We start from the raw sequence: 23174 nt of genomic DNA, 5'->3' as shown, positions 1-23174 counted from the left end.
GAGTTGTCAGCCCACGCTGGTTCCTCAATGAGGCCCGGCGCCCGGAATATCCTTATACTTTTCCCACTAGCTCCAAACGCTGCCCGATCGAACGTTGGCTTGCCTGCCCGTGAAAATCGCGCAATTTGGACGCTTTCTCCATGAATTACAGCGAATTAGTCCGTCCTGATGTCCTGAACCAACCGATTTATGAGCCGGGCAAGCCGATTGAGTACGTCGCGCGCGAGTATGGCCTAGAGGCGGCATCCATTCTCAAGCTCGCCTCCAACGAAAACCCGCTCGGGCCCTCTCCTTTGGGTCTGGAAGCCGCCCAACGCGCCCTCCGTGAGGCACATCTCTACCCGGATGGCGGGTGCACGCGCCTGCGTGAAGCATTGGCCCAAAAATTCGAGCTGGCGGCGAACCAGTTTATCATCACCAACGGCTCCAACGAGTTTATGACGCTGCTTTGTCAGGCGTTTTGTGGACCGGGGGATGAAGCCGTAATGGGGGCCCAAAGTTTTATCGCGTTCAAAATCGGGGTCTTGCTGGCAGGTGCCAAACCCGTTGAGGTCCCCATGCCAGACATGCGCCATGACCTCGACGCGCTGGCCGACGCCGTCACCGAGCGCACAAAGCTGGTCTACCTGCCCTGCCCCAACAATCCGACCGGCGATTGCCATTCTCTAGCCGCAATTGAGGCCCTGATCGACCGCCTGCCCGACCACGTCATTTTCTGCTTCGACGAAGCCTATGCCGAGTATTCTGACGACGCACCAGACCTACGCCCGTTGATTGCAGCGGGCAAAAAAGTCGTCTGCTGCCGCACATTTTCCAAAATTTACGGGTTGGCGGCGTTCCGCATTGGCTATGGCTACGGTGCCCCCGAACTGATGGCTCTGCTCAACCGCGTGCGCGCTCCGTTCAACGTGAACGCCATTGCTCAAGCGGCCGCAATCGCAGCCCTCAGTGACCACGAACACGTGGCTCGTGCCAAGGCCGTGAATCACGCTGGAATGCATCAGTTAACCCAAGGCTTTGAAGCCTTAGGCTTGGAGTACCGCGCTGAAGGCGGTAATTTCGTGTTGTTAAAGGTTGAAAATCCAGCGCAAATGTTTGATTCCTTCCAACAACAAGGAATCATTGTTCGACCGTTGAAACCATATCTGCTAGCTCAATATATCCGGGTGACCATCGGCACGGAGACGCAAAACACGCGTCTGCTCAAGTGCTTAGAGGCCACACTGCATGAGGGAATGTCGAACTCCCCGCCGGATGAGCGCCCGTCCAAGTGAACACAACTTTTTGGGATTTTATCGCCTTGGGCGGAGGGCTAATTGCCCTCCTGTTCATCAACGCATTGCTCGTCGCCTGCGAAATTAGCCTCGTAAAACTACGCTACGCTGATCCAGACGAGTTCGATTTAGGCAAGCTGCGAGAGCGTAAGCGCATCGCCTACCTGCTCAACCGTGCGGACTGGGCGGCACCCGTCATGCGCTTTGGCATCATGGCCGTGACGATCGCACTCGGCCTGGTGATCTTCCCAATGCTGGGCTACCTGATGGACAAACTGGAGATCTTCGAGAGCCCGACCGGGGAGCTCATGAAGGCCTTCTTCACTTTTGCCGTAATCGCCTCCTTCACGAGCTTGTTTGGTTTTCTGGTGCCACGAGGGTTTGCGCTGTCCAATCCAGTTCTAGCCCTGCGCTTCACGTCGTGGTTCATCATCGGGGTCGTTGCTGTTCTGCTGCCTTGGTTTAAATTTATCCGCAGCATTGCCCGGAAACTCTTTGGTCTGCTCGGCATGCGCTTTGAGCACGACTTCAATGTCCTCGACTTCGAGGTGCAAATCCGCGCCTTGGCAGAGGATACCGAGCCGCCGTCCCCCTACCAGCGCAAGCTCCTGCGCAACAGCCTTCGCCTGCGCGACTTAGAGGTCTCCGACGTGATTTTGCCCCGCAACCAAGTCCAGCTCTTCAGCCTAGACGCCAGTGTGGAAGAAAATCTCGCCCTGGCCCATATAACGGGACACACGCGTTTTCCGTTGTGCAACGGCGACCTCGACCGCTGCGTCGGTCTCATCCACATCAAGGATCTTTTCCGCTACAAAGGCGACCTCCGACAGGCAGACTTACGCAAACTCGCCCGCAAAATCGAGCGCTTCAGCGCCGACACCCTTCTGGAAGAAGCCCTCCAGCGCATGCTCGCCCAAAAGGTCCACATGGCACTGGTCAGTGACGAATTTGGTGGCGCGCTGGGCGTTGTCACCTTGGAAACCATTTTGGAAGAACTCGTCGGCGACATCGAGGACGAGTTCGACATGCCCGTCAATGAGGAGCTCACCCAAACCGGGCCTGATGAATATTTGGTCGACGGCCTCATGGCCATCCATGACCTAGAGGAAGAGCTGAATATCGATATTGATACGGACGAAGTCTCCACCGTCGGCGGCCTGATCACCAACGAGCTCGGGCGTATCCCCGAAACGGACGAGACCATCACCATGGACGCCTACGGCCTCGAAATCACCGTAAAGGAAGTCGACGAACGCCGCGTCATCTCAGCCAGCGTGCGCAAGATTCAAATCGTCGAAGACGGGGATTAAGAGAGCACCCTTAGACGGCTGGCGAAAAATTCGATTGCCTTTCAGGCGGCGGGGAAAACCGTGTTGGCATGACGAAACCATTTCAGCCCGGCGCGACGATTGGCATGTTGGGCGGCGGACAACTGGGGCGCATGAGCATCCTCGCCGGGCGGGCAATGGGCTACCGCTTCCGCGTATTTGAGCCCAGCGCAGGCGGCGCAGCCGCCATGGTGGCCGACACAGAGGTCAATGCCGACTACGACGACGCGCAGGCCTTGGCCGACTTTGCCCGCAGTTGCGATGTCGTCACCCTAGAATTTGAAAACGTTGCCCACGAAGCCGTGGACGTGATTACCGGCGAAAACGTGCCTGTCCGCCCAAGCGGCGATGTCCTCCACATTTGCCAGAACCGGCGGCGCGAAAAAGAATTTCTCCGCGCGAATGACATACCCTGTGCGAATTTCCGTGTGGTCGCAAATGCCAACGAACTCGCGCAGGCGACTCAAGAGCTGGGCGTCCCCTGCGTGCTCAAAACGGCGGCTTTCGGCTACGACGGCAAGGGGCAGGTGAAAATTGAGGACCTCGCTGCAGACTTCGATGCGATCTGGGCCGGGCTCGGGTGCCCGCTGGGAGTCGTTGAGGCCTGGGTGCCTTTTTCCGCCGAGTGCTCGGTGATCGTCGCCCGCGGACCAGACGGTGCAATGACCACCTTTCCAGTCGCGGAAAACATCCACCGCCACCATATCCTGCACCAGAGCATTGTACCCGCACGGTTGCCCGCGGAAACGCTCGCCGAAGCAGCCAATTTGGCGCGTGGCGTGGCGGAGGCAATCGGCGTCATTGGGCTGTTGGCAGTGGAATTATTTGTGAAGCCGGACGGCTCGGTGCTCGTTAATGAGCTGGCCCCACGCCCGCACAATAGCGGGCACTACAGCATGGACGCCTGCCAAACGAGCCAGTTTGAGCAGCATATCCGCGCCGTCTGTGGCCTGCCGCTCGGCGATACGCGACTGCTGCGTCCGGCGGTGATGGTCAACCTCCTCGGTGATGTTTGGCAGGGGGGGGAGGCCCCCGATTGGGCGATTCTGCTAGCTGACCCCGACGTCAAACTCCACCTCTACGACAAGGGTGCCCCGCGTCCCGGTCGAAAAATGGGCCATTTCACGGTGCTCAAGAACACCGTGGAAGAAGCTTTGGCGACGGCAGAGAGCCTGTTTTCCGCATTAAAGTAGCCCAAATTTGAATTCCTCTCTGCTGGAATTTCCACGTTGCCAGCGAAGAAGTGTCGCCCCACCATTACACCCATGCAAAAATACGTTACCACCGCATTAGTCGCTCTATCCCTCTGTTTTGCCGCTTGTGGCGGTGATAAAAACGAGAAGCCCTTCATCGAACTACCTCCGGAAAATCACCCCTCCGACATGTCGGGCACGGTCGAAGTCACTGATCGCGCCTACACAATTAAGCTTCAGGCACCAACACCCGCGTATGCGGTCAAAATCGAGTCGGTCTGGGTCGTGGGCGACGAAATCTGGGTCATCTCCAAATTGTCCGAGAAAACTTCCGGCATGGTCGCACAGGTGGTCACTGAGATCAGCGATTCCGTGTCACTCAAACTGCCTGACATTTCACCCGTGTATTATGTGATCGGCAAGCAGATCGGCCCGGACCAAGTCGGCGTGAAATTTATCGACAGCCTGAGCGTAATTCAGGAAGGGATGAACACTGGCGAGCAAGTCTGGCCCAAGAAGTAGCCCGATCAGCGCGGCGCCAGTTCAACAATCGTCGCACCCCAACCGCCACCGGATTCCCCAGCCAGTTGATAATGGGTGACTTGCGGGATTTTTCGTAATTGAGCATGCACCAGCTCCCGCAGCGCACCAGTGCCCTTGCCATGGATCACGCGCACCTGCGTGATACCTCGTTCCAGACACTCCTCGAAATAAACGGGCAGCAGTTCCTTCACGTCACGTGGCGCAAAGGTGTGTAGGTCCAGCACGCCGTCAATCGGCAGTTCGATGGGGGCATCGTAATCAGGCTCATCCATGGTGGCCCGAATTAACGCCATTTTTTATCTTAAAAGCAAGATTGGGAAAACGCCGCCGTAGACTTGTCATTGCCCAAAATATTTGTTTCAATCGTTCTATGCCAAAGGTAACCTTTCAACGTAGCAACGTGTCCGCCGAGTGGGACGCCGTAGAAGACAGCTTGCTGGATTTCGCAGAGGCGCATGGGCTCGATTTGGATTTCGGGTGTCGCGTCGGCAATTGCACCGCCTGCCAGCAAAAACTGATATCGGGCGAAGTGGAGTATCAGTTCGACCATGGGGCCGTGGCAGACGAGGGTAAAATCCTGCTCTGCTGCTCCATCCCCAAGACGGACGTCGTCATTGACGCCTGAGCGCAAACACGCAGGCCTGTTTTTTGTCGTTGAGCTTCCGGCACAGTCGGATTGAGTGGAGTGCTTTGCCCAAAAAGCCATGAAGCAATTTTACATCACCACCGCCATCGACTACGCCAATGGCTCCCCTCACATCGGCCATGCGTATGAGAAAGTCCTCACCGACGTCATCGCGCGCCATCGGCGCCTGAGCGGCGACAGCACGTACTTCTTGACCGGCCTCGACGAACACGGACAAAAGGTCCAGCAAACTGCGCGCAAGGAAGGCGTGGAGCCCATTGACTACTGCGACCAAATTGCCGAGAAATTCCAGCGCCTGTGCTCAACGCTCCTCATTTCCAACGACGACTTTATCCGCACAACGCAATCGCGCCACAAGGATGTTGTCCGTAAGATCCTCCAAGACCTCTTTGACAAGGGTGAGATCTACAAAGCCGACTACCAAGGCTTTTACAGCAAGCGTCAGGAGCAGTTTCTCCAAGAGAAGGACAAGGTAAACGGCGAATGGCCTGAAATTTTCGGTGAGGTCGAGGAAGTTTCCGAGCCCGCGTATTTCTTCAAGCTCAACCAATATCAAGACTGGCTGATCAAGCACCTCAAGGAAAGCGATGACTTCATTTTCCCGCGCTTCCGCCAAAAGCAGGTGCTGGAGTTCCTCAAGGAGCCGCTCAACGACCTCTGCATTTCACGCCCAAAGGAACGCCTCGAATGGGGTATCCCGCTGCCGTTCGACGAAGACTTCGTCTGCTACGTCTGGTTTGACGCGCTCACGAACTATATTTCCGCAGTCGGCTATGGCACAGAAGGCTTTGCGGACAAATGGCCCGCGGACTTCCATGTCATCGGCAAGGACATCCTCGTGCCGCCACACGCCGTTTACTGGCCCATCATGCTGCACGCGGCGGGCATCCCGCTCCCCAAGTCCCTGCTGGTCCACGGATGGTGGAATATCTCCGGCGAAAAAATGTCTAAAACATTAGGCAACGTTGTTGACCCCTTTGTGCTCGCTGAGCAAGTGGGGCCTGACGCGCTGCGCTACTTCTTCATCCGCGAAATGAATGTGGGGCAGGACAGTGATTTCTCCGCCGACCTCCTGCTGTCCCGTTACAAAGACGACCTCGGCAACGACTTCGGCAACCAGCTCAACCGCCTGCTTTCGCTCGGTGGTAAACTGCCCAATAAGCAAATTCCGCAAGCCACAATTGAGGAACAACCCGAAAAGGACGTCCGCGAGCTTTGGGAGAAAACCTATCCGCAGGTCATTGAATATTACAATGGCTTCCTCTTTCACCGTGGCTTGGAAACGCTCTGGGCTTTCATCCGCAAGGGAAACGCCTACCTGGAAATTCGCCAACCATGGAAGCTCGCCAAGTCCGAAGACCCGGCGGATCAAGAACGGGCGCGCACTGCCTTGGCCTACACGGCGGAAATCCTGCGCCTGGCCTCAGTCCTGCTTACACCCGTAATGCCCGAGATTTCAAAACGCGTGTTTGCCGCCATGGGCGCAGACAGCATTACCAACTACGAAGGCAACTTGGAGTGGGACATTAACCGATTCGCGGGTAATGTGCTGGGAGAGCGCACCATCCTTTTCCCACGCATCGAGAATTAAGTATAACGCGCATGGAACTGATCTCTCCGGACCGTTTTCCTCAACGCGACCCACAGGCGCTTGCATCGTTCCTGCTGCATTGCCGGGAACGTGCGCGGCAGCGCAAGCACCCTCAGCTCGCGAGCATTTCGCTGCGGGCCAAGCACCTGGACCCACTCGCGGTTCTGCAATCCATTTACGAACCGACAGAGCTGCACTTCTATCTGGAACGCTCACAAAGCGAAGAAGCGATTGCGGGCGCGGAGGCCATCTTGGAAGCGACTTTCAGCGGTGCTCAACGCTTCGCCAACGTGCGAGCGTTTGCGGATCACGTGCTTGAAAACACAATCGCTGTCGGCGACTTGGATGCCCCGTTTTCCGGGCCACATTTTTTCGCAGGCTTCACTTTCTGTGACGAGGCTGAGGGCGACGACGCCTACTTTGCCCCCGCAACCGTCTTCGTGCCACGCTGGCAAGTCGCCCGCCGCCAAGGCGAATACGTCGCCACGGCAAACCTCATCATCGAGCCAGAAAGCGACATCGCTACGCTGTCCCGCAAAGTATTGGCCGCCCACGCAAAATTCGGGCGCTTCGATTACGACGACCTGCAATCAACTGGTGCGCCGCCACCCTCAGTAGTCGAGCGTGAGGACGTCGGCGGAGATGGCTGGTTTGCGGCTGCCGTCGATCACGCCCTACAAAACATCGACATCGACGTTTACCACAAAATCGTGCTCGCCCGGGCCGTTGAACTAAAGGCCGACCAACCGTTCCGCCCGCTGGAAACGCTGGCCCGCCTGCGCGACCGATTCCCCTCCTGCTACTCATTTTCCTTCGCCAATGGCGACGGCCAAAGCTTCATCGGCGCAACGCCCGAACGCCTGTTGCGCGTTGAATCGGGCCGCCTGTTCACCGAGGCACTCGCTGGCTCCGCCCCTCGTGGCGAAAACGCCCGCGAAGACGCTCGCCACGGTGCCGCATTACTCTCCAGCGACAAAGATTTGCGCGAGCACCAGCTCGTGGTCGATTCGATCATCAGCCGCTTGGGTGAAGTCGATTTAGTCGTCAAGCCGCCCGCCGCCCCGCGCCTGCTCAAGCTGCCCAATGTGCAGCACCTGTGGTCGCCCATTTCCACCGAGCTCACGCAAGATCAGGACATTCTGGCCGTCGCCGCCCGCCTGCATCCCACACCCGCCGTCGGCGGACAACCACGCAAAGCCGCGCGAGACGACATTGCCCGCATTGAAAACTTTGACCGTGGACTCTACGCCGGAGCCATCGGCTGGTTCGATTACCACGGCGACGGCGAGATGGCGGTCGCTATTCGCTCAGCGTTGATTGATGGCCAGCGAGCACGGCTTTATGCTGGCGCGGGCATCGTGGCCGGCTCTCAGCCCGACCGTGAAACAGCGGAAACCGATTTGAAACTTCGTCCGTTGCTTGATTCTCTCCAGTGATGCACCCTCTACTGCGCGCCAACCGTAATACCGTCTGGTCTGGACTCATTGTCGAGGCCTTGGTGCGCTGCGGTCTGCGCCGGGCAATCATCTCTCCTGGTTCGCGCTCGACACCGCTCACGCTGGCATTCGCGCTGGATGACCGGATCGAATCAACGCCCATCCTCGACGAGCGAAGCGCATCATTTTTCGCACTGGGCTGCGCCAAAGCCAGCGGAGAACCCGTGGCGCTCGTTTGCACATCAGGCACGGCGGCGGCGAACTATCTGCCCGCTGTCATCGAGGCGCATTACAGCGGCGCGCCGCTAATCGTTCTCACCGCCGACCGCCCTGCCGAACTGCGCGACTGCGCCGCAGGCCAAGCAATCGACCAAGTGAAGCTCTACGGCGATTACGCGCATTTTTACCACGAACTAGCGCTCCCGCCGGTGTCCAAGCAACTTTGTGATCGCCACCAATACCTCGTGCGTATCATCACGCACGCCAATGCGGTGGCGACCACCCTGGAGCCTGGCCCTGTGCACATCAACATCCCCTTTCGTGAACCGCTCGCGCCAGTCGAGGGGGCAATCGGCGGGCCATTTCCGACAATCGATTTCAAGCGCCTCCCCTTAGCGGCACCCGTCGCCATGGTCGAAACAACTGTCAACGCCGAGGCCCTGCCCTTTGCGGAGCGGGACGATTTACTCGTCGTTGTTGGTCCCCCCGAAACTCATTGGACGGAAGCCGACCGGGGGGCCATTGTCCAACTCTGCACTGCGCGTGGTTGGCCCCTGCTGGCTGACACCGCTTCCGGCCTGCGTGGTCTCGGGGGAGAGGGTAATACACTCATCGCTGCCTACGACGCCATTTTGCGCGACCCCGTCCAACGTGCTAATTTGCGACCCGGCGCACTGCTCTTCATTGGCCAATTACCAACCAGCAAAACGCTGCGTTCCTTCCTCCGTGAGTGCGGGCTGAAGCCCAGCTGGCGCTTGAGCACCGGCAAGCAAAACCTAAACGCGACCTATGCGCCAGCGCCGATAATTCCCCTCCGCCCAGCACAAATTGTGTCTGCGGAAACACCCGCCACACCGACGCCCCTCACCGAGCAGTGGCAGGCCGCGGAAAATGCCCAGCAGCGCAAATTCAAGCAGGCGTTCCGTGACTGTGCTCATCGCTTCGAGGGCAAATTATCCCGCGTACTGGCCAACGTCTTACCCGCCCGCACCCCGATTTTTGTGGCTAGCAGCATGCCCATCCGCGACGTGGAATTCTTTTGGCCAGTCAACGCCAAAGGGCACGCATTCGTGGTCAACCGCGGCGCAAACGGCATCGACGGCACCCTGTCCACCGCACTCGGCATGGCTCAGGCGGCCAAACGGCCAGGCGTATTGATCACTGGCGACCTTGCATTTTTGCACGACCAAAACGGCCTGCTCACCGCCCCGGAATTCACCGGTAGCTTAACCGTATTCCTAGTAAACAACCACGGCGGCGGCATTTTTGAGAAACTCGAAATCTCCGAATTTGAGCCCCCCTTTGAGCGTTTTTTCGCCACCCCGCAAAACGTCGACTTCGCCCAACTGGCGGCAGCCCACGGGTTGGAATACCACGCACCCAAAGATTGGGACACCGTCAAAGCGCTCGCCCGTAAATTGCCCAAGCAGGGCATTCGCATCATCGAAATTGTGACGGATCGCAAAGCCGACATGGCCCAACGCCAAACCCTGCTCGATCCGAGCTAATTAAAGCTCACCGCTCCATTGCCGCGCAATTAATCTTCGGGCAATTCCATCGCCTCGACCTTGGCCTTGAGCCCGTCACGATAGGCAATGAGACGCGTGCGGAGCGCCGAATCGGAAAGCGCCAAAATCGCAGCTGCTGACAAAGCGGCATTAACCGCGCCAGCTCGGCCAATCGCCAGCGTAGGCGTGGGGATGCCAGCGGGCATTTGCACAATCGAGAGCAGCGAGTCCACCCCACTCAACGCACGGCTCGACACGGGCACGCCCAATATCGGCAGGTGAGTCAATGCGGCAGTCATGCCCGGTAAGTGCGCGGCACCACCAGCCCCAGCGATGATCACCTTAAGCCCGCGCTCCTCTGCCGTGCGCGCATAGTCGACCATGCGATCGGGCGTGCGATGAGCACTGACGATCTTTTTCTCAAAAGGAATGCCAAGCTCGGCGAGCGTTTCCGCCGTATGGCGCATGGTTTCCCAGTCGGACTGGCTGCCCATGATGACACCGACTGTCGGGATGGAGTTACTAGTTGTTGCCATGACGTGAAAAGTTGCTTTTGCTCTGCCTATCCAATTGCCGGCACAGCCGCGCGTCAATGCAGGATGCATACTCTGGGAATAGTTGCTTGCCAAGCCGGATGGCTGGCGGTCGCCATTAATAACAATGGCGATGGTTCTATTGGCGTCTTCAAATCAGTCTACGAAGCGCTGATCATGCATTCGCAATGCGAAACCATGCTGATCAACATGCCCATCGGTCTGCCCGACACGCTCAATAAAAAACGCGAATGCGACGCCATCGCCCGCCGACTGCTGGGCAAGGGACTGACCGCCCGCGTGTTTGATCCACCGCCCCGCCGCACCCTTGCGATCAACACCTACGAGGAAGCCTGCTCCATCTCAGAAACGCTGATTGGCAGAAAAATCGCCCGCCAATGTTTCAGCATTCGAGGGAAAATACGTGAGTTGGACGACATTTTGCGCCGCCACCACGACTACGTGGGCCGTCTACGCGAAGCCCATCCAGAAATTGCCTTCGCCGCCATGAACAACCGCGCGGGCCTCCGTATTTCTAAAAAGCAGAAGGCCGGCATCCAAGGCCGACTCCAAGTGCTTCAGCGCCATTACCCCCACACGCGCGACCTCTTTAACTACGCCAAAACATCCACCCTACGCAAAGATGTGGGGCTCGATGACATTGTCGACGCCATCGCCCTCGCAGCCATGGCCAAATACGCCAAAAAACTCCGTTCCGCCCCCATCGACCCACCCTATGACACCGTCGGCCTGCCAATGGAGACCGTCATTGGTGTGTTTTAAAGATATTTTGCGGTCCGCACAAAAAGCGCACACCTAATTAATCATAGCTTGATTATTTTGGCTATGATCACATGCTTTTATCAAAGACCAACCGCCCATCGCCATGAAGAATCTCGCATTCATATTCATCTTAGCATTATCACTGGCCAACATTTCCAATGCAAAGGCCGTCATCAAAAACAATTGGTGGAGTGACGAGATCTTAGTCATAGAATACAATGGTGAACGCAGAATGTTCGCCGGTTGGAATAAGGACGCTAAGTATTTTTGGGACAATGGTAGCCTGCCGCCCCATCATACGGATTCCATTCCAACCATGGCAGTAAATAACAATATCAGCGATACGCCTGATGCATCTGCAACAGTCATTAAACAACAGGCAGACACCATTGGAAGGCTGCGTGCTGAAAATGCTTTGCTACGGAAAAAATTGGCCGATTTGGAAACAAAGGCAAATATCCACATCTGGAAGGATATTGAGGGCAATTCATTTGCTGGCACCTTAATCGGGTTTGAGCTTGGAGAAGCAAGAATTCGCCGTTTATCAGATTCCAAGGAATTTCTGATACCTGAAGCAAGGCTGGCACCAGAAAGTGCAGCACTAGCTAAGGCTTTAGGCAGCTTGAGCAAACCCCAATAAACAAACGAAGTCTTCCTGCGCGGAGATTCAGCGGACCCGCCTCAAACAACGTTTCTCACCGGTGCAAGGTCAGTCGTGAAGCGATAAGCAATGTGCTTAAGTTGAGATTAGTATTCACTCTCAATTTCCATTGACCCATCAAGTGGGTGTGTTTTGAAATCCTGACTCAGTCTAACGCCTCTCTCCTAATCAAACCTGATCTATCCCATGAACAGAATTACGGCATTTGCCTTTTCTCGCTCCCGTTTCACCTTGCTGCTAGCGGGTGCCCCATTGTCCTTACTTGCTCAAGCCTCCCAAGAGACGATTCAGGAATTAGAGCCAGTCGTCATGGAGGCTCCGGTCGCGCCGAGTGAGCAGCTTTTCCTCCCAGAGATTCAAGGCGCGAAGATCATGGGCGCAAAAAAAACGACCAATGTCGTGCTCGAAGACATGCCAGAGATCGTGCAGAACAATATGCGCGAGGTATTCATCACCACGCCAGGCGTCAACGTGGCTGAAGAAGCGATACCGGCCCGATCCAACATCAGCTATCGCGGCATTGGCGACCCGCACGAATCCGAATCCGTCCTCGTGCTCAAAGACGGCATCCCGCTGGAAAGCGACTGGTTCGGCTACCCAACCATTTACTACATCCCGCCCATCGAATCCGTGGAGCGTGTTGAATTTATCCGCGGCGGTGGGGCGTTGCTTTACGGCCCACAGGTCGGTCCAGTGTTCAATTACATCACCGCGTCTCCGCGCGAAGACACGGAGTTTGGCGGTTCCGTGCAAGGTTTTGGCGGCAGCTATGGCTATTATTCAACCTACCTTGAGTCCAGCGGCACGAATGGCCAGTTCGGCTACGGGGTCGACTTCCTAGCCTCCGGCGCAGACGGCGTGCGCAACAACGCCGACTACTCCATCCAAACCGGCAGCGCCACCGTCACCTACCAAATCGACGAAAAACAGAGCCTGCGTATCGATTTCGACGCCTACAGTTCCAACAATGGTGAAGGCGGTCGCCTGACGACCCTCCAGTGGGACGCCAACCCCAACACAACCACCACTCCGATCGACCGTGTCTGGATTCAACGCTATTTTCCGTCCCTCAACTACATTTACGAGCTGGAGGACGGCTTAATCGACGTAAAATCCTGGGTTGGCTACCAAGACCGCTTCTCGCGCCGAGCCAGTGGCGGAACGCTCTGGTATAAGCCCTCCCCCCCCTACGCCGCACCAACTACCAATACGCCCTACACCAATCTCGACCGCAAAGAATTCTACTTCGTGGGCCTCGATGCCCGCTTACGCAAAGATTACGACGCTGGCTTTACCGACGGCACAAACACCTTCACCGCCGGAGCCACCTTTTACTACGGCAACGCGCCAAACATTCGCGAGAACGGTGTCGGCACTGGCACGACTGGCCCCGCCGTCTACGACGTATCGAGCGAAACCATTTACGGCGCTGTCTTCGCGGAGAATCTATTCCGTTTTGGCCGCTGGGCAGTCATTCCGGCCTTCCGCCTGGACCTTCCTACGATTAGCACGAAGGAAAACTATAACTACGGAGCCGTGGACCCCTTCACCGGCGTGATTAACCGGCCGCTGTTTGACGAGACGATCACCTCCGTCGCGCCTTTGGGTTCGTTGGGCATTACCTACGACATCAACATCAACAACCAGCTCTACACTAGCTTTGCCACCTCTTACACGCCCAAGAAATACACCGACCTCGGCAACCCCACCAGCAACAGAGTCCGCAGCGCCGACGCGAACGTCGCCTACAATTACCAAGGCGAACTGGGCGCACGCGGCAGCTATAGCACTTGGTTCAGCTACGACGGCAGCGTCTTTTATAATTACAACACGGGCATCGTCGAAACCTTGAACATCGGCGGGGGCAACACTCAGGTTAGCAATGCGGGTGACGCCGTGTTCTTCGGCATCGAAGCAGCGATCCAGGGTGACCTTTTCGCATTCATCGACGCCCAAGCTGGCACAAAGCTCGGCGAGCAAGTCGGTGCATTATCGCTTTTTGCCAATGTCCAACTGCTCGACGCTCAATTCACCAGTGGCCAATTCAATGGTAACACGCCCAGCTATGCGCCGAATCACATCGTCAAAACGGGCGTTGTCTGGGATTGGGATGACTTCATCAAAGTCGCACTGACCGGCCAATTCGTTGACGATCAATACTGGAACGACGCCAACAACAACACCGGCAACAGCATACAGAGCTTTCTGGCGGGCGGCGGCGCTCCGTGGGTACCAGCCACCGTGTCGCCCCAAAAAATTCCCGCTTTCATGGTCTGGGATTTTTCCGTGGAAATTTCGCCCATCGAACATTTCACCGTACTCGGCGGCATCAGCAATCTGCTGGACGAGCAATACTACTCCCGCGTTCGCGGCGGTGGGGGCGGCATTGAACCACTCGACGGGCGAACCTATTATGCTGGTGCGCGCTTTGATTGGTAAGGCAGCTCCCTAGGCGGCGATTCAAAATAGCAGGTCAGCACGATCTTATGAAATTGCCTTCCCTTGCAGGCAGCGCCTTCTATAACTGAGGGTGTGCCGCAAGAAACGGAAAGTTTTTGGGTGTTCGTGCCACTCGCACTGCACTGGATACTATCGCTGGGATTTAGCCTCCGCGTCATCATGCTACAACGCAGCGTGGGTGCGACCTTGGCCTGGGTCAGCGTAATGCTGCTGGTGCCCTATTTTGGCGTTGGCATCTATCTACTCATGGGGGAACTGCGCTTGGGCAAACGGCGAGAAAAGCGAATAGCCCAACTCATTTCTCCTTACAAATCCTGGATATCGTCGCTCTCAGAAGGCTACCAGGTCGATTGGAGTGAAGCCCATGAAGCAGCAAAAGCACTCGACCGCCTCGCCCTGCAAACCGAGGGAACCCCGACCCTGCCCGGCAATCGACTGGAGTTGCTTGACGACTGCGAAGGTGTCCTGCGCGCCATCATCGAAGACGTCAATCGCGCCGAAGAAACGCTCTACATGGAGTTTTATATCTGGCACAACGGCGGCGTGGCTGACGAAGTCCTCGAAGCCGTCATCAAAGCCGCACAACGAGGCGTCATTACCCGTCTCTTACTGGACTCCGTCGGCAGCAAAGACTTTTTAAAATCCACCGCGTGCGCGAACGCTCGTCAGGAGGGCGTAGAAATCGTTGAGGCCCTTCCCGCCGGCATTTTGCGCGCACTCTTTCGACGTCAAGACCTCCGACTCCACCGCAAAATCATCATTGTTGACGGCCACATCGCCTACACTGGCAGCCTAAACCTCGTCGATGCGCGTTTCTTCAAGCAAGACGCTGGCGTCGGCCAATGGATCGACCTCATGGTCCGCGTACAAGGCCCTGCCGTTGAGGTGCTCGCTACGACCTTTCTTGCTGACTGGGATATTGAAACCGACGGTCGCCAGATCGACCTCAACGAGGATACGGGCGTTAAGCGCCAGCCCGCTAATGGCCCCGCCATGGTGCAAGTCGTGCCCTCCGGTCCCGGCTTTTATCCGGACGCGATTTACCAATTACTGCTTTCGACAATTTACTCTGCGCGGGAAGAGCTGATCATCACCACGCCGTATTTCGTGCCCGACGATGCGCTCCACTCCGCCCTCTGCACCGCCGCCGCGCGCGGGGTCAAAGTCACCGTGGTTCTACCGGAGCATAATGATTCCCGGCTCGTGCGCTATGCCTCGCGCTCTTACTTCGACAGTTTGCTCGCCGCTGGCGTTCGCATCATGCGATTCCGCGATGGCCTCCTGCACGCAAAGACGATTACCGTCGACCAAGACTTTTGCCTCATTGGTTCAGTTAACTTCGATATGCGCAGTGTCTGGCTAAACCACGAAGTCACGCTCTTCGTTTATAATCACGCCTTCACGGACCAGCTCCGCTACTGCCAGCACCAATACATTTCCCAGAGTGATGAGCTCACCGCCGAGGAATGGTCTAAGCGCCCCACCGCAACGCGCGTCTTGGAAAGTATCATTCGGCTCACCAGCCCGCTACTCTAAGCAGGCTGCTGGTCAATTTTCGCTTTCGGACCAGAATACTGGTTTAGTGCATTGCGCGTATTATTCGGCGCTTCGATGAAATCATAAAAAAACCGTCGGGCCTGTGACCCGACGGTTTGAAAATAGATTTCTCTACGACACTTGCCCCTCAGAGATTTGCGCAATGCGCAAATCTCTCGATCCAACCGGAGGTTGGTTAGGCGTCGAGCTGTGGGCGTGCAGGATCGGGCCAATCGATGTGGAAGAACTTGCCACGCGGTGTGTCGGTGCGCTCGTAAGTGTGTGCGCCGAAAAAGTCACGCTGCGACTGGAGCAGGTTCTGCGGGAGGCGGGCGCTGCGATAGCCATCGAAGTAGAACAGTGCGCTACCGAAGCAAGGAACCGGCACGCCGTATTCCACTGCTGTGGCAACAACCTTGCGCCAGCTGGCTTCGAGCTGGGTAACTGTCTTCGTGAAATACGGATCGAGCAGCAAGTTCGCCAGATCAGGATTGCCATCAAAAGCGTCGGTAATCTTCTGAAGGAAGCCAGCGCGAATGATGCAACCACCACGCCAAATCTGAGCGATTTCGCCGAAATTAAGCGTCCAGTTGTATTCACCTTCTGCCGCGCGCATCAGCTGGAAGCCTTGGGCGTAGGAGCAAATCTTGGAGCAATAAAGCGCATCGTGGATGGCTTGGATCAGCTCGTCCTTGTCACCGTCATACTTCTTGCCAGGTCCCTTGAGGATTTCGCTGGCGGCCACGCGCTCTTCCTTGATGGCGGAAACGCAACGGGCGAAAACGGCCTCGGCGATAGTCGGTGATGGCACACCCATATCAAGCGCGCTGATGGACGTCCATTTGCCCGTGCCCTTTTGGCCAGCGGTGTCGAGAACGATGTCCACGAAGTCCTTGCCAGTGGCAGGATCTTTTTGGGCGAGCACTTCAGCGGTGATTTCAACGAGGAAGCTGTCGAGCAGACCGTCGTCCCACTTCTTGAAAATCTCGGCCATCTCTGGAGCACTCAGGCCCAAGAGGTTCTTCATCAGGTCGTAGGCTTCGCAGATCATCTGCATGTCGCCATACTCAATGCCGTTGTGAACCATCTTCACATAGTGGCCGGCACCATTTTCGCCAATGTAGGCTGTGCAAGGCACACCGCCTTCAACGGGCTTACCAGGGGCAGCGCCTTCAAGCGGTTTGCCGGTTTCAGCGTCCACCTTGGCTGCAACAGCTTCCCAGATTGGCTTAAGTTCCTCATAGGCAGACAATTTGCCGCCGGGCATGAGAGACGGGCCAAAACGCGCGCCTTCTTCTCCACCGGAAACACCGCTGCCAATGAAGCGCAGGCCCTTGTCGGCGAGGTCTTTTTCGCGGCGAATGGTGTCCATCCAATAGGCGTTACCGCCGTCAATGATGATGTCGTCGGCATCAAGCAGCGGGATGAGGCCGTCGATAACGGCGTCAGTCGCGCGGCCAGCCTGCACGAGGATAACGATCTTGCGGGGGCGCTTCAGGCTCGCGACAAACTCTTCCAGCGTCGGGCAGCCTTCCAGGCCACCGGGCGTATTGGGGTGCTTCGCCACGAATTCTTCCATCTTGGAAGTCGTCCGGTTAAAAACCGAGATCTTGAATCCGTGGTCGGCGATATTGAGCGCGAGGTTTTGACCCATGACCGCGAGGCCGATGAGTCCGATGTCGGAGCTTGCTTCAGGCATGATAAACTTACACGTGTTTGGTGGTAGGTGAAACTGCCCTCTCGGGCAGGTGATACTAGGAATTGAGAGTCTTCAAACCTCACCCGCATTCTGCAATAAAAAAGCGCCAAGGAAGGACGGGGCCGTGGCTAAATTCAACAAGGGCCCGGCGTTGGTGCGCCGGGCCCTGCATATAAAGCTACTAAACTGAATGTTTAGGAACGCTTCCTAACCATCACCAGACCAAGGATTGCCAGACCGAAAAGAGCGGCATAGGTGCTTGGCTCTGGAATGGCCGTAGCGGTAAAAGTAATCAAGTCCGTTCCGTAATCAATGAACGTTGCCCCGACAGCAGGCGTAATCCCAAGATCGTCGAAGGTCTGTCCTGCTATAAAAAATGAGCCGACCAATGAATTGTCGCCCGATACATAATCGGTTGGAACAGTTACAAAGCCATTACCCACTGTAAATGGAACGCCAGTAATTGTGCCCGGACTTTCCAGTGAAAATACATTTGAGGCGACGGGGGTTACAATCGTGGTGGTGTGAAGGTATCGATTAAGAACATCACCCGTATTGGACTCCAATAATTGGGGAGTAACTGCAATTCTGCTAACTGGGAACGCATTGCCGTCAAACGTCCAGCCAGTCCCATTGTAGTCAATGCTTCCAGAGAAATCCACCTGGACCCCGGTTAGCGTTTCAGAAATGTTGTAATGGACGCTAGCATGGCTTAAATTTACAATGCTGATCAATCCTAGTAGTAGTAAGATTCGCTTCATGATGATTTGTGGTAGTAGTAGAGCGCTTAGGCCGATTAAGGCGCAGAGTCTAAGTTACTAATAATATACAATAATTGAGTCAATCGAATAGTGCATCGCTCGCTTAACAACATATCACGCACACTTCGCCCAAGCCGCGAAGACGCAGAGGAAATACCATACGGCATTCCCTTGCGTCTCTACGTCTTGGCGTGAGATAATTTCCTACGCTTTCTTTTCCAAGTGCCCGCCGAACTGGAAGCGCATGGCCGAGCAGACCTTATCCGCGAAGGCGTGTTCTTCGCGGGAGCGGAAGCGTTCGTAGAGTGCGGAAGTCAGGACGGGGGCCGGTGTGCCAGATTCGATCGCGGCCTCGATTGTCCAACGGCCTTCGCCAGAGTCCGAGACACGGCCCGAGAACTTTTCTAACTTCGCGTCATCGACAAAGGAGTTCGCCGTCAGGTCGAGTAGCCACGAGGCAATAACGGAGCCACGGCGCCAGACTTCACTGATCTCGCCCAGATCGAGGCTGTAGTCAAGGTCACCGTGCATCGAGGGCGCGGTCTCGGCATCAACTTCTTGGGACTTGGTGTCGCAGTCGGCGTTGTTGAGGATGTCGAGACCCTCCGCGTAGGCTGCCATGATGCCATATTCGATGCCGTTGTGGACCATTTTCACGAAATGGCCAGCGCCAGCAGGGCCACAATGTAGGTAGCCCTTTTGAGCGGTGCCCTTGCCTTCGGGACGGCCAGGAGTCTTCTCAATGTCGCCTTCGCCGGGAGCGATGGTGGCGAAAATCGGGTCTAGGTGCTCAACGGGGGCTTTTTGCCCGCCAATCATCAGGCAGTAGCCGCGCTCCATGCCCCACACGCCGCCGCTCGTGCCGCAGTCGATGTAATGAATGCCGCGTGGCTCCAGCTCTTTGGCGCGTCGCCGGTCATCGCGAAAATAGGAATTGCCGCCGTCGATGACGATGTCGCCCTCGTCCATAAAGCTGGTGAGCTCGGTAATGACTTTATCGGTAATCGCTGCGGGGACCATTACCCAGGCCGCGCGTGGCAAGGTGAGTTTGCTGGCAAACTCCTCCAACGTGCGAGCGCCGATCGCGCCTTCTTTTTCCAGCTCTTCGATGGCGGCTTCGTTGGTGTCGAAGACGACGCATTCGTGGCCATTCTTCATGAGACGGCGCACCATATTGGCGCCCATACGGCCGAGGCCGATCATTCCTAATTGCATAGTAGTTCCTTCGTTGTGGTGGTGGGTTCGGGTGTTAAAGATTTGACCGGTACCGTCCGTAATTGATCCGTCGTCGGTTGGATAAAGTCGTAGCCATCACGCGTCAACGACTCCAACACGCGCTGAATCGCGACAATGCGGACCGCAGACGCCACGCGGTAGCCTTCGTGCATCAGGATGATCGCCCCTGGACGCACGTTGTTGACCACGCGGTGGACAATGACGTCGGGGTCTTGGCCGAGGCCGTCACCACTGCGAATCGTCCAGCCCACGCAGCGTAAGCCGCGCTGCTGCAACAATCCGCGCAGGAAGATGCTTTTAATGCCGACTGGCGACCGATAAAGCGTCACCTCACCGCGCTCGCGCTCAATGTGCGGCAAGGCGCAGTCAAGCTCGCGACGCGTTTTACAACGACCTGCGAGCCAGAAAGTGCGTGTCGGGTGGGTATAGGTGTGGCAACCAATCTCATGACCGGAGGCGCGAATCGCGTCCACCAGCTCCGGGTATTGTTCGGCGCGTTGGCCAATCAGGAAAAACGTGGCCTTGGCCTGATGCGCGGCGAGCAGCTCCAGCAGGCGCGGCGTGTCCTCTGGGTCCGGCCCGTCGTCAATGGTCAGCCAGACGGATTTGCCCGCGGGCAGAAAATTAGTCACCACGTCGCAAGCACCTTGCCAATTGGGGACAATGAGCTGGAGCACCATGATCGTGCCGCCGCCCAGGAACACCATCCACCCGAGCAAGGTATAGTCCGTCATCCAAGCCAACCAGAGGCCCGCGGACTTTAGAAAAATGCATAGTGTTAATAACCAGCGCTTCATCGGCGCGGTCAAGCTAAGCGCTGATCTCGCCAGACCCAATACATATTTACGGCAAAAATCGCCCCCCCGAGCAACACGCCAAAAACCACGTCAATGAAGACGTGCTGCTTGGTCGTCAGTGTGGTGACAATGATCGCAGCGGCCCAGAGCGCATTGCCCCAACGCCACGGAGCGGTCGCCCGGATGCGCCGCAACAACCAGTCCAGCCACAACGCCGTAAACAACGCGAAGCTCACGTGCAGCGAGGGGCAGGCGTTACGCGACAGCTCGGCGTCCTTCATAAAGGTCAGCGTGCCAGGATAGCCTGCCCAGTCCGCCGTCCACTGCGGCGTAGAGGTCGGAAAAACAATGAAGATCGCTATCCCGATGGCCGCCATCCAGAAGGCCCCGCGAAAGTATTGCTTCAACAGCCCCTTGGACTCGATCAACGTCGATGGCAGGCAAATATAAACCCAGAGCGAAAAATACACCCACACCGTCCACGGCAGCAGCGGGGCCCACCGGTCGGGCGCGAACACAGGCATCGGCGTGATCGATCGCACGGGATAATACGCCACTATAAAGTAGGCCGCGAAAAAGCACGGGATCGCCAAAAAGTGCCCGATCGCCTTCAACCCAAAATGGCTGGGCAATGTGTCTTTAAACCGCAACGGCTCCATCCAGCTCATCAGCAGGAACGAATTCTCCACGTGAGACAACGCGGAAACACCGGCTCCAGGCACAATTCACACCGCGCCAGCCAAAAGCTCATCTGGGCAAAAATCCTTTGATGAGTTTTCCTCGGTAGCGCAGGCGCGTCCCCGATCCGCAAGCGTCCGGCAGGCCATCTGATTGAAACTGCCCGCTCGGGACAGCGGGCTCCACCTTGGATGCAATCCACACTAAATGCCCGCAAACCTTGACGAACAAGGGCCAAGCGCTCATTCTCTCCTCATAATGCGGTCACGGCGAAGCTACCAGTTTGTAAGTGTTCTTGCGTGATCAATAACAGCGTTCGATAGAATTTGTAACGATGCCAATAGAACTGAACAAAGAAGAAATTGAAGAGATCCTTCCTTCGATTAAAAAATATATCCTAGAAGAATTCGAAGAAGACATTGGAGATCTAAAAGCGCAGTTATTGCTCAATTATATCATGAAGGAAATTGGTCCTTACGCATATAACAGGGGAGTGAAGGATGCAGAAAAATTTTTTAGGACAAAATTAGAGGATCTTCAGGGCACTTGTTATGAGTTCGAGCTCACCTATTGGCATGATAAGAAGAAGTAGTGAGCGAACCAATCGCTGAAGCTCGACACCCATCGCGCACCTCAGCCTCACACTCACAGATAGCGCAAGCGCGTCCCCGCGCCGCATGCGTCTCGCTGGCCAACAGGATACGCCGCATGAAGCCCTCAATTGGATTAAGACCAAATCTCGCCGGTTAGGATTGCTGTTTTTGATATACGACAAGCCTCAATCGCTCTGTAGCCCTGTGTATTGCAAGGTTTTCGGCCAAAACCACCCCACCACCACAATCCCCCCTAAAATGCCACTGAATTGGTCACCTCGTACCGCAAATTGATATTGATAAGGCACTTCCACACTGATTGAATCAGCCACAATGAACGCGACACCAACCAGTGACAAATCCTGCAACAATCGCACCCTGCGCGTATACTAACCTGTTATATAAAAAAATAATAAATAGTTCCAACATCGTTGATATGTTTAATATCCTACATGACGGGATTATTGGGTCTGCGAATATAAAGGAAAAAAACTGCGAACTAATAGTAGATATTCCTTACCTAACCAATCGAATCCACCCAGGCTTTGAACATTTCAAGGTAACACTTTGTAACTTTCAAAACTTAAGCTTTTTGGCATGGCCGAGTGAATTGGGAAAAGAGAAAATAAGATTAAATGATTTCAACGGAATTTTCTCAGAGGAGCCACAGATCCTGAGTGCGAATGTAGCTGGTGATAAATTTGAAGTCACATGCAATATTCACAATGCAGAAAACAAATACTGCGGCGGTGAAATGATCTTCACATGCACTTCAGCAATAGTTGTAGATCAGCAAGAAAAAACGTGGTCCATTGAGGAGCTTGACGAACTTTGCAAAGGTTACTGGGATGAATGGGCAAATAAAAACAAGAAAGTATAACAAGGCGAGCGAAGGGATTTCGGGAAGCTGCGCTTCCCGAAATCCCTCCTCTTGACGATCTCAAAAGTAATGAATTTAAACGAAATCAAAACAGCGCTAATATCATTCGAAGCTGAAATCGAAAAAATGGAAAAGCTGTGGATGGACAAGCCTGAAGGATACATCGAAGCGATCATCAGGGATTATTCCGCTCTCAAAGAAAAACTGAAAACAGAAGCTGCGAAGGTTGAAACAAACCGAGGTCAGCAAAGTGCCACACCAGAGGAAATCGCGTTTTATTTCCCCGCGGTGAATGAAGCACAACTAGAACTCTATACTCGCAGTGGAAGTAAGCCTTCCGAGAAAATGATGCTACATTTGGCAGAAGCGAGTTCACAAATAAGCCACTACCGAATGGGAATCGAGACATGAGATCCAGACGGAGCTATCAACTCCGTTACGCGCTCCGCGCTCCACTACGTGATACACTTTGACGTTATAAGAAAATGAAATGGAAGAGAGAACCAGATCGATACACTCCAGACAATTGGACGCCCAACGGCGTAAAGATCCTGTCAGACGAGAATATCGAAAAGATTAAAGACAAACTCTCAAAAGGACCAATAATCGTTCAGCACTGCTTTTATAGAGGTGCGAGTTGTCCAAGGATCTATGGATTCGATGATTTTGAAGAATTTGAAGAACACCTCAAAGAGTATTCAATCCCTGGTGACTATTTTGACGTTTGGTCATTCAACGATGTTTGCAAAGAAGACCAGATTGTTGCGAACGGTAAGCTGCACGATACCGATGGTTGCGTTCCACAAGGAGGAGCCTATT

Annotated in this window: 23 protein-coding genes; 16 read left to right on the top strand and 7 right to left on the bottom strand. The window is 55.5% G+C overall.

Annotated elements, in window-relative coordinates; genetic code table 11:
- Window positions 1-140: 140 nt before the first annotated feature.
- From hisC to IE065_RS03515, 4 genes are all read left to right on the top strand, one after another.
- A complete protein-coding gene (gene hisC / locus IE065_RS03530) occupies window positions 141-1274 on the top strand; it encodes a histidinol-phosphate transaminase (RefSeq protein WP_189511877.1) in 1134 nt (377 codons plus the stop codon).
- A complete protein-coding gene (locus IE065_RS03525; RefSeq protein ID WP_189511875.1) occupies window positions 1271-2584 on the top strand; it encodes a hemolysin family protein in 1314 nt (437 codons plus the stop codon). The genes hisC and IE065_RS03525 overlap by 4 nt, the downstream gene beginning before the upstream one ends.
- A gap of 68 nt (window positions 2585-2652) precedes the next feature.
- The gene (locus IE065_RS03520) at window positions 2653-3795 is read left to right on the top strand and encodes a 5-(carboxyamino)imidazole ribonucleotide synthase (protein ID WP_189511874.1); all 1143 of its coding nucleotides are present in this window, start codon (window positions 2653-2655) and stop codon (window positions 3793-3795) included.
- 72 nt (window positions 3796-3867) lie between these two features.
- Window positions 3868-4317: a hypothetical protein gene (locus IE065_RS03515; RefSeq protein WP_189511872.1), complete on the top strand. Its 450-nt coding sequence runs from the start codon at window positions 3868-3870 to the stop codon at window positions 4315-4317.
- Between the two features lie 5 nt (window positions 4318-4322).
- Here the strand turns inward: IE065_RS03515 and IE065_RS03510 are convergent, their stop codons facing one another.
- Window positions 4323-4631, bottom strand: coding sequence for a Smr/MutS family protein (locus IE065_RS03510; RefSeq protein WP_229792049.1), 309 nt, complete (start codon window positions 4629-4631; stop codon window positions 4323-4325).
- 77 nt (window positions 4632-4708) lie between these two features.
- On the opposite strand from IE065_RS03510, the gene IE065_RS03505 reads away from it, so the two are divergent.
- The 4 genes from IE065_RS03505 to menD all read left to right on the top strand — a co-directional run bounded on the left by IE065_RS03505 (window position 4709) and on the right by menD (window position 9738).
- Entirely contained in the window at window positions 4709-4963 is a 255-nt protein-coding gene (locus IE065_RS03505) for a 2Fe-2S iron-sulfur cluster-binding protein (protein WP_189511870.1), read from the top strand.
- A gap of 79 nt (window positions 4964-5042) precedes the next feature.
- Window positions 5043-6575: a methionine--tRNA ligase gene (gene metG, locus IE065_RS03500; protein ID WP_189511868.1), complete on the top strand. Its 1533-nt coding sequence runs from the start codon at window positions 5043-5045 to the stop codon at window positions 6573-6575.
- Window positions 6576-6586: 11 nt separating this feature from the next.
- Window positions 6587-8011: an isochorismate synthase gene (locus IE065_RS03495; protein ID WP_189511866.1), complete on the top strand. Its 1425-nt coding sequence runs from the start codon at window positions 6587-6589 to the stop codon at window positions 8009-8011.
- A complete protein-coding gene (gene menD / locus IE065_RS03490; RefSeq protein ID WP_189512029.1) occupies window positions 8011-9738 on the top strand; it encodes a 2-succinyl-5-enolpyruvyl-6-hydroxy-3-cyclohexene-1-carboxylic-acid synthase in 1728 nt (575 codons plus the stop codon). The genes IE065_RS03495 and menD overlap by 1 nt, the downstream gene beginning before the upstream one ends.
- 29 nt (window positions 9739-9767) lie before the next feature.
- Here menD and purE read toward each other — a convergent pair whose 3' ends face one another.
- Window positions 9768-10274, bottom strand: coding sequence for a 5-(carboxyamino)imidazole ribonucleotide mutase (gene purE, locus IE065_RS03485; protein ID WP_189511864.1), 507 nt, complete (start codon window positions 10272-10274; stop codon window positions 9768-9770).
- Window positions 10275-10337: 63 nt separating this feature from the next.
- On the opposite strand from purE, the gene IE065_RS03480 reads away from it, so the two are divergent.
- From IE065_RS03480 to cls, 4 genes are all read left to right on the top strand, one after another.
- A complete protein-coding gene (locus IE065_RS03480; protein ID WP_189511862.1) occupies window positions 10338-11054 on the top strand; it encodes a DUF429 domain-containing protein in 717 nt (238 codons plus the stop codon).
- Between the two features lie 103 nt (window positions 11055-11157).
- Entirely contained in the window at window positions 11158-11694 is a 537-nt protein-coding gene (locus IE065_RS03475) for a hypothetical protein (RefSeq protein ID WP_189511860.1), read from the top strand.
- A gap of 207 nt (window positions 11695-11901) precedes the next feature.
- The gene (locus IE065_RS03470) at window positions 11902-14154 is read left to right on the top strand and encodes a TonB-dependent receptor family protein (protein ID WP_189511859.1); all 2253 of its coding nucleotides are present in this window, start codon (window positions 11902-11904) and stop codon (window positions 14152-14154) included.
- Between the two features lie 93 nt (window positions 14155-14247).
- On the top strand, window positions 14248-15711 hold the full coding sequence (gene cls / locus IE065_RS03465; RefSeq protein ID WP_200163380.1) for a cardiolipin synthase: 1464 nt from the start codon (window positions 14248-14250) through the stop codon (window positions 15709-15711).
- Window positions 15712-15907: 196 nt separating this feature from the next.
- Here cls and gndA read toward each other — a convergent pair whose 3' ends face one another.
- The 5 genes from gndA to IE065_RS03440 form a co-directional block, all read right to left on the bottom strand.
- On the bottom strand, window positions 15908-17410 hold the full coding sequence (gene gndA / locus IE065_RS03460; RefSeq protein WP_189511858.1) for an NADP-dependent phosphogluconate dehydrogenase: 1503 nt from the start codon (window positions 17408-17410) through the stop codon (window positions 15908-15910).
- A gap of 194 nt (window positions 17411-17604) precedes the next feature.
- The gene (locus tag IE065_RS03455) at window positions 17605-18171 is read right to left on the bottom strand and encodes a PEP-CTERM sorting domain-containing protein (protein WP_189511857.1); all 567 of its coding nucleotides are present in this window, start codon (window positions 18169-18171) and stop codon (window positions 17605-17607) included.
- Between the two features lie 204 nt (window positions 18172-18375).
- Window positions 18376-19386: a phosphogluconate dehydrogenase (NAD(+)-dependent, decarboxylating) gene (gene gnd, locus IE065_RS03450; protein WP_189511856.1), complete on the bottom strand. Its 1011-nt coding sequence runs from the start codon at window positions 19384-19386 to the stop codon at window positions 18376-18378.
- On the bottom strand, window positions 19377-20204 hold the full coding sequence (locus IE065_RS03445; protein WP_189511855.1) for a polysaccharide deacetylase family protein: 828 nt from the start codon (window positions 20202-20204) through the stop codon (window positions 19377-19379). The genes gnd and IE065_RS03445 overlap by 10 nt, the downstream gene beginning before the upstream one ends.
- An 8-nt stretch (window positions 20205-20212) precedes the next feature.
- Window positions 20213-20926 (bottom strand): phosphatase PAP2 family protein, encoded by a 714-nt coding sequence (locus IE065_RS03440; protein WP_189511854.1) that lies wholly within the window; start codon window positions 20924-20926, stop codon window positions 20213-20215.
- A 290-nt stretch (window positions 20927-21216) separates the two neighbouring features.
- On the opposite strand from IE065_RS03440, the gene IE065_RS03435 reads away from it, so the two are divergent.
- The 4 genes from IE065_RS03435 to IE065_RS17975 form a co-directional block, all read left to right on the top strand.
- Window positions 21217-21474, top strand: a complete 258-nt coding sequence (locus tag IE065_RS03435; RefSeq protein ID WP_189511853.1) for a DUF2164 domain-containing protein — start codon at window positions 21217-21219, stop codon at window positions 21472-21474.
- A 437-nt stretch (window positions 21475-21911) separates the two neighbouring features.
- On the top strand, window positions 21912-22355 hold the full coding sequence (locus IE065_RS03430; protein WP_189511852.1) for a hypothetical protein: 444 nt from the start codon (window positions 21912-21914) through the stop codon (window positions 22353-22355).
- A gap of 69 nt (window positions 22356-22424) precedes the next feature.
- Entirely contained in the window at window positions 22425-22766 is a 342-nt protein-coding gene (locus tag IE065_RS03425; RefSeq protein WP_189511850.1) for a hypothetical protein, read from the top strand.
- Window positions 22767-22840: 74 nt separating this feature from the next.
- A partial coding sequence (locus IE065_RS17975) for a hypothetical protein (protein ID WP_189511848.1) occupies window positions 22841-23174 on the top strand: 334 nt, incomplete at its 3' end.

It is taken from the genome of Cerasicoccus arenae (assembly GCF_014651635.1).
GTDB classification, from domain to species: Bacteria; Verrucomicrobiota; Verrucomicrobiia; order Opitutales; family Cerasicoccaceae; genus Cerasicoccus; species Cerasicoccus arenae.
The sequence above is the reverse complement of the archived record's forward strand: the minus strand, read 5'-3'. Positions and strand labels throughout refer to the sequence as shown.

Excerpts from the sequence above, each read along its gene's own strand:
- IE065_RS03495 (WP_189511866.1), top strand. The coding sequence starts at position 6,587 with ATGGAACTGATCTCTCCGGACCGTTTTCCTCAACGCGACCCACAGGCG.
- IE065_RS03505 (WP_189511870.1), top strand. The coding sequence starts at position 4,709 with ATGCCAAAGGTAACCTTTCAACGTAGCAACGTGTCCGCCGAGTGGGAC.
- IE065_RS03455 (WP_189511857.1), bottom strand. The coding sequence starts at position 18,171 with ATGAAGCGAATCTTACTACTACTAGGATTGATCAGCATTGTAAATTTA.
- IE065_RS03425 (WP_189511850.1), top strand. The coding sequence starts at position 22,425 with ATGAATTTAAACGAAATCAAAACAGCGCTAATATCATTCGAAGCTGAA.
- IE065_RS03520 (WP_189511874.1), top strand. The coding sequence starts at position 2,653 with ATGACGAAACCATTTCAGCCCGGCGCGACGATTGGCATGTTGGGCGGC.
- IE065_RS03515 (WP_189511872.1), top strand. The coding sequence starts at position 3,868 with ATGCAAAAATACGTTACCACCGCATTAGTCGCTCTATCCCTCTGTTTT.
- gnd (WP_189511856.1), bottom strand. The coding sequence starts at position 19,386 with ATGCAATTAGGAATGATCGGCCTCGGCCGTATGGGCGCCAATATGGTG.
- IE065_RS03430 (WP_189511852.1), top strand. The coding sequence starts at position 21,912 with ATGTTTAATATCCTACATGACGGGATTATTGGGTCTGCGAATATAAAG.
- gndA (WP_189511858.1), bottom strand. The coding sequence starts at position 17,410 with ATGCCTGAAGCAAGCTCCGACATCGGACTCATCGGCCTCGCGGTCATG.
- IE065_RS03435 (WP_189511853.1), top strand. The coding sequence starts at position 21,217 with ATGCCAATAGAACTGAACAAAGAAGAAATTGAAGAGATCCTTCCTTCG.
- metG (WP_189511868.1), top strand. The coding sequence starts at position 5,043 with ATGAAGCAATTTTACATCACCACCGCCATCGACTACGCCAATGGCTCC.
- IE065_RS03470 (WP_189511859.1), top strand. The coding sequence starts at position 11,902 with ATGAACAGAATTACGGCATTTGCCTTTTCTCGCTCCCGTTTCACCTTG.
- IE065_RS03445 (WP_189511855.1), bottom strand. The coding sequence starts at position 20,204 with ATGAAGCGCTGGTTATTAACACTATGCATTTTTCTAAAGTCCGCGGGC.
- IE065_RS03510 (WP_229792049.1), bottom strand. The coding sequence starts at position 4,631 with ATGGCGTTAATTCGGGCCACCATGGATGAGCCTGATTACGATGCCCCC.
- IE065_RS03475 (WP_189511860.1), top strand. The coding sequence starts at position 11,158 with ATGAAGAATCTCGCATTCATATTCATCTTAGCATTATCACTGGCCAAC.
- hisC (WP_189511877.1), top strand. The coding sequence starts at position 141 with ATGAATTACAGCGAATTAGTCCGTCCTGATGTCCTGAACCAACCGATT.
- menD (WP_189512029.1), top strand. The coding sequence starts at position 8,011 with ATGCACCCTCTACTGCGCGCCAACCGTAATACCGTCTGGTCTGGACTC.
- IE065_RS03480 (WP_189511862.1), top strand. The coding sequence starts at position 10,338 with ATGCATACTCTGGGAATAGTTGCTTGCCAAGCCGGATGGCTGGCGGTC.
- purE (WP_189511864.1), bottom strand. The coding sequence starts at position 10,274 with ATGGCAACAACTAGTAACTCCATCCCGACAGTCGGTGTCATCATGGGC.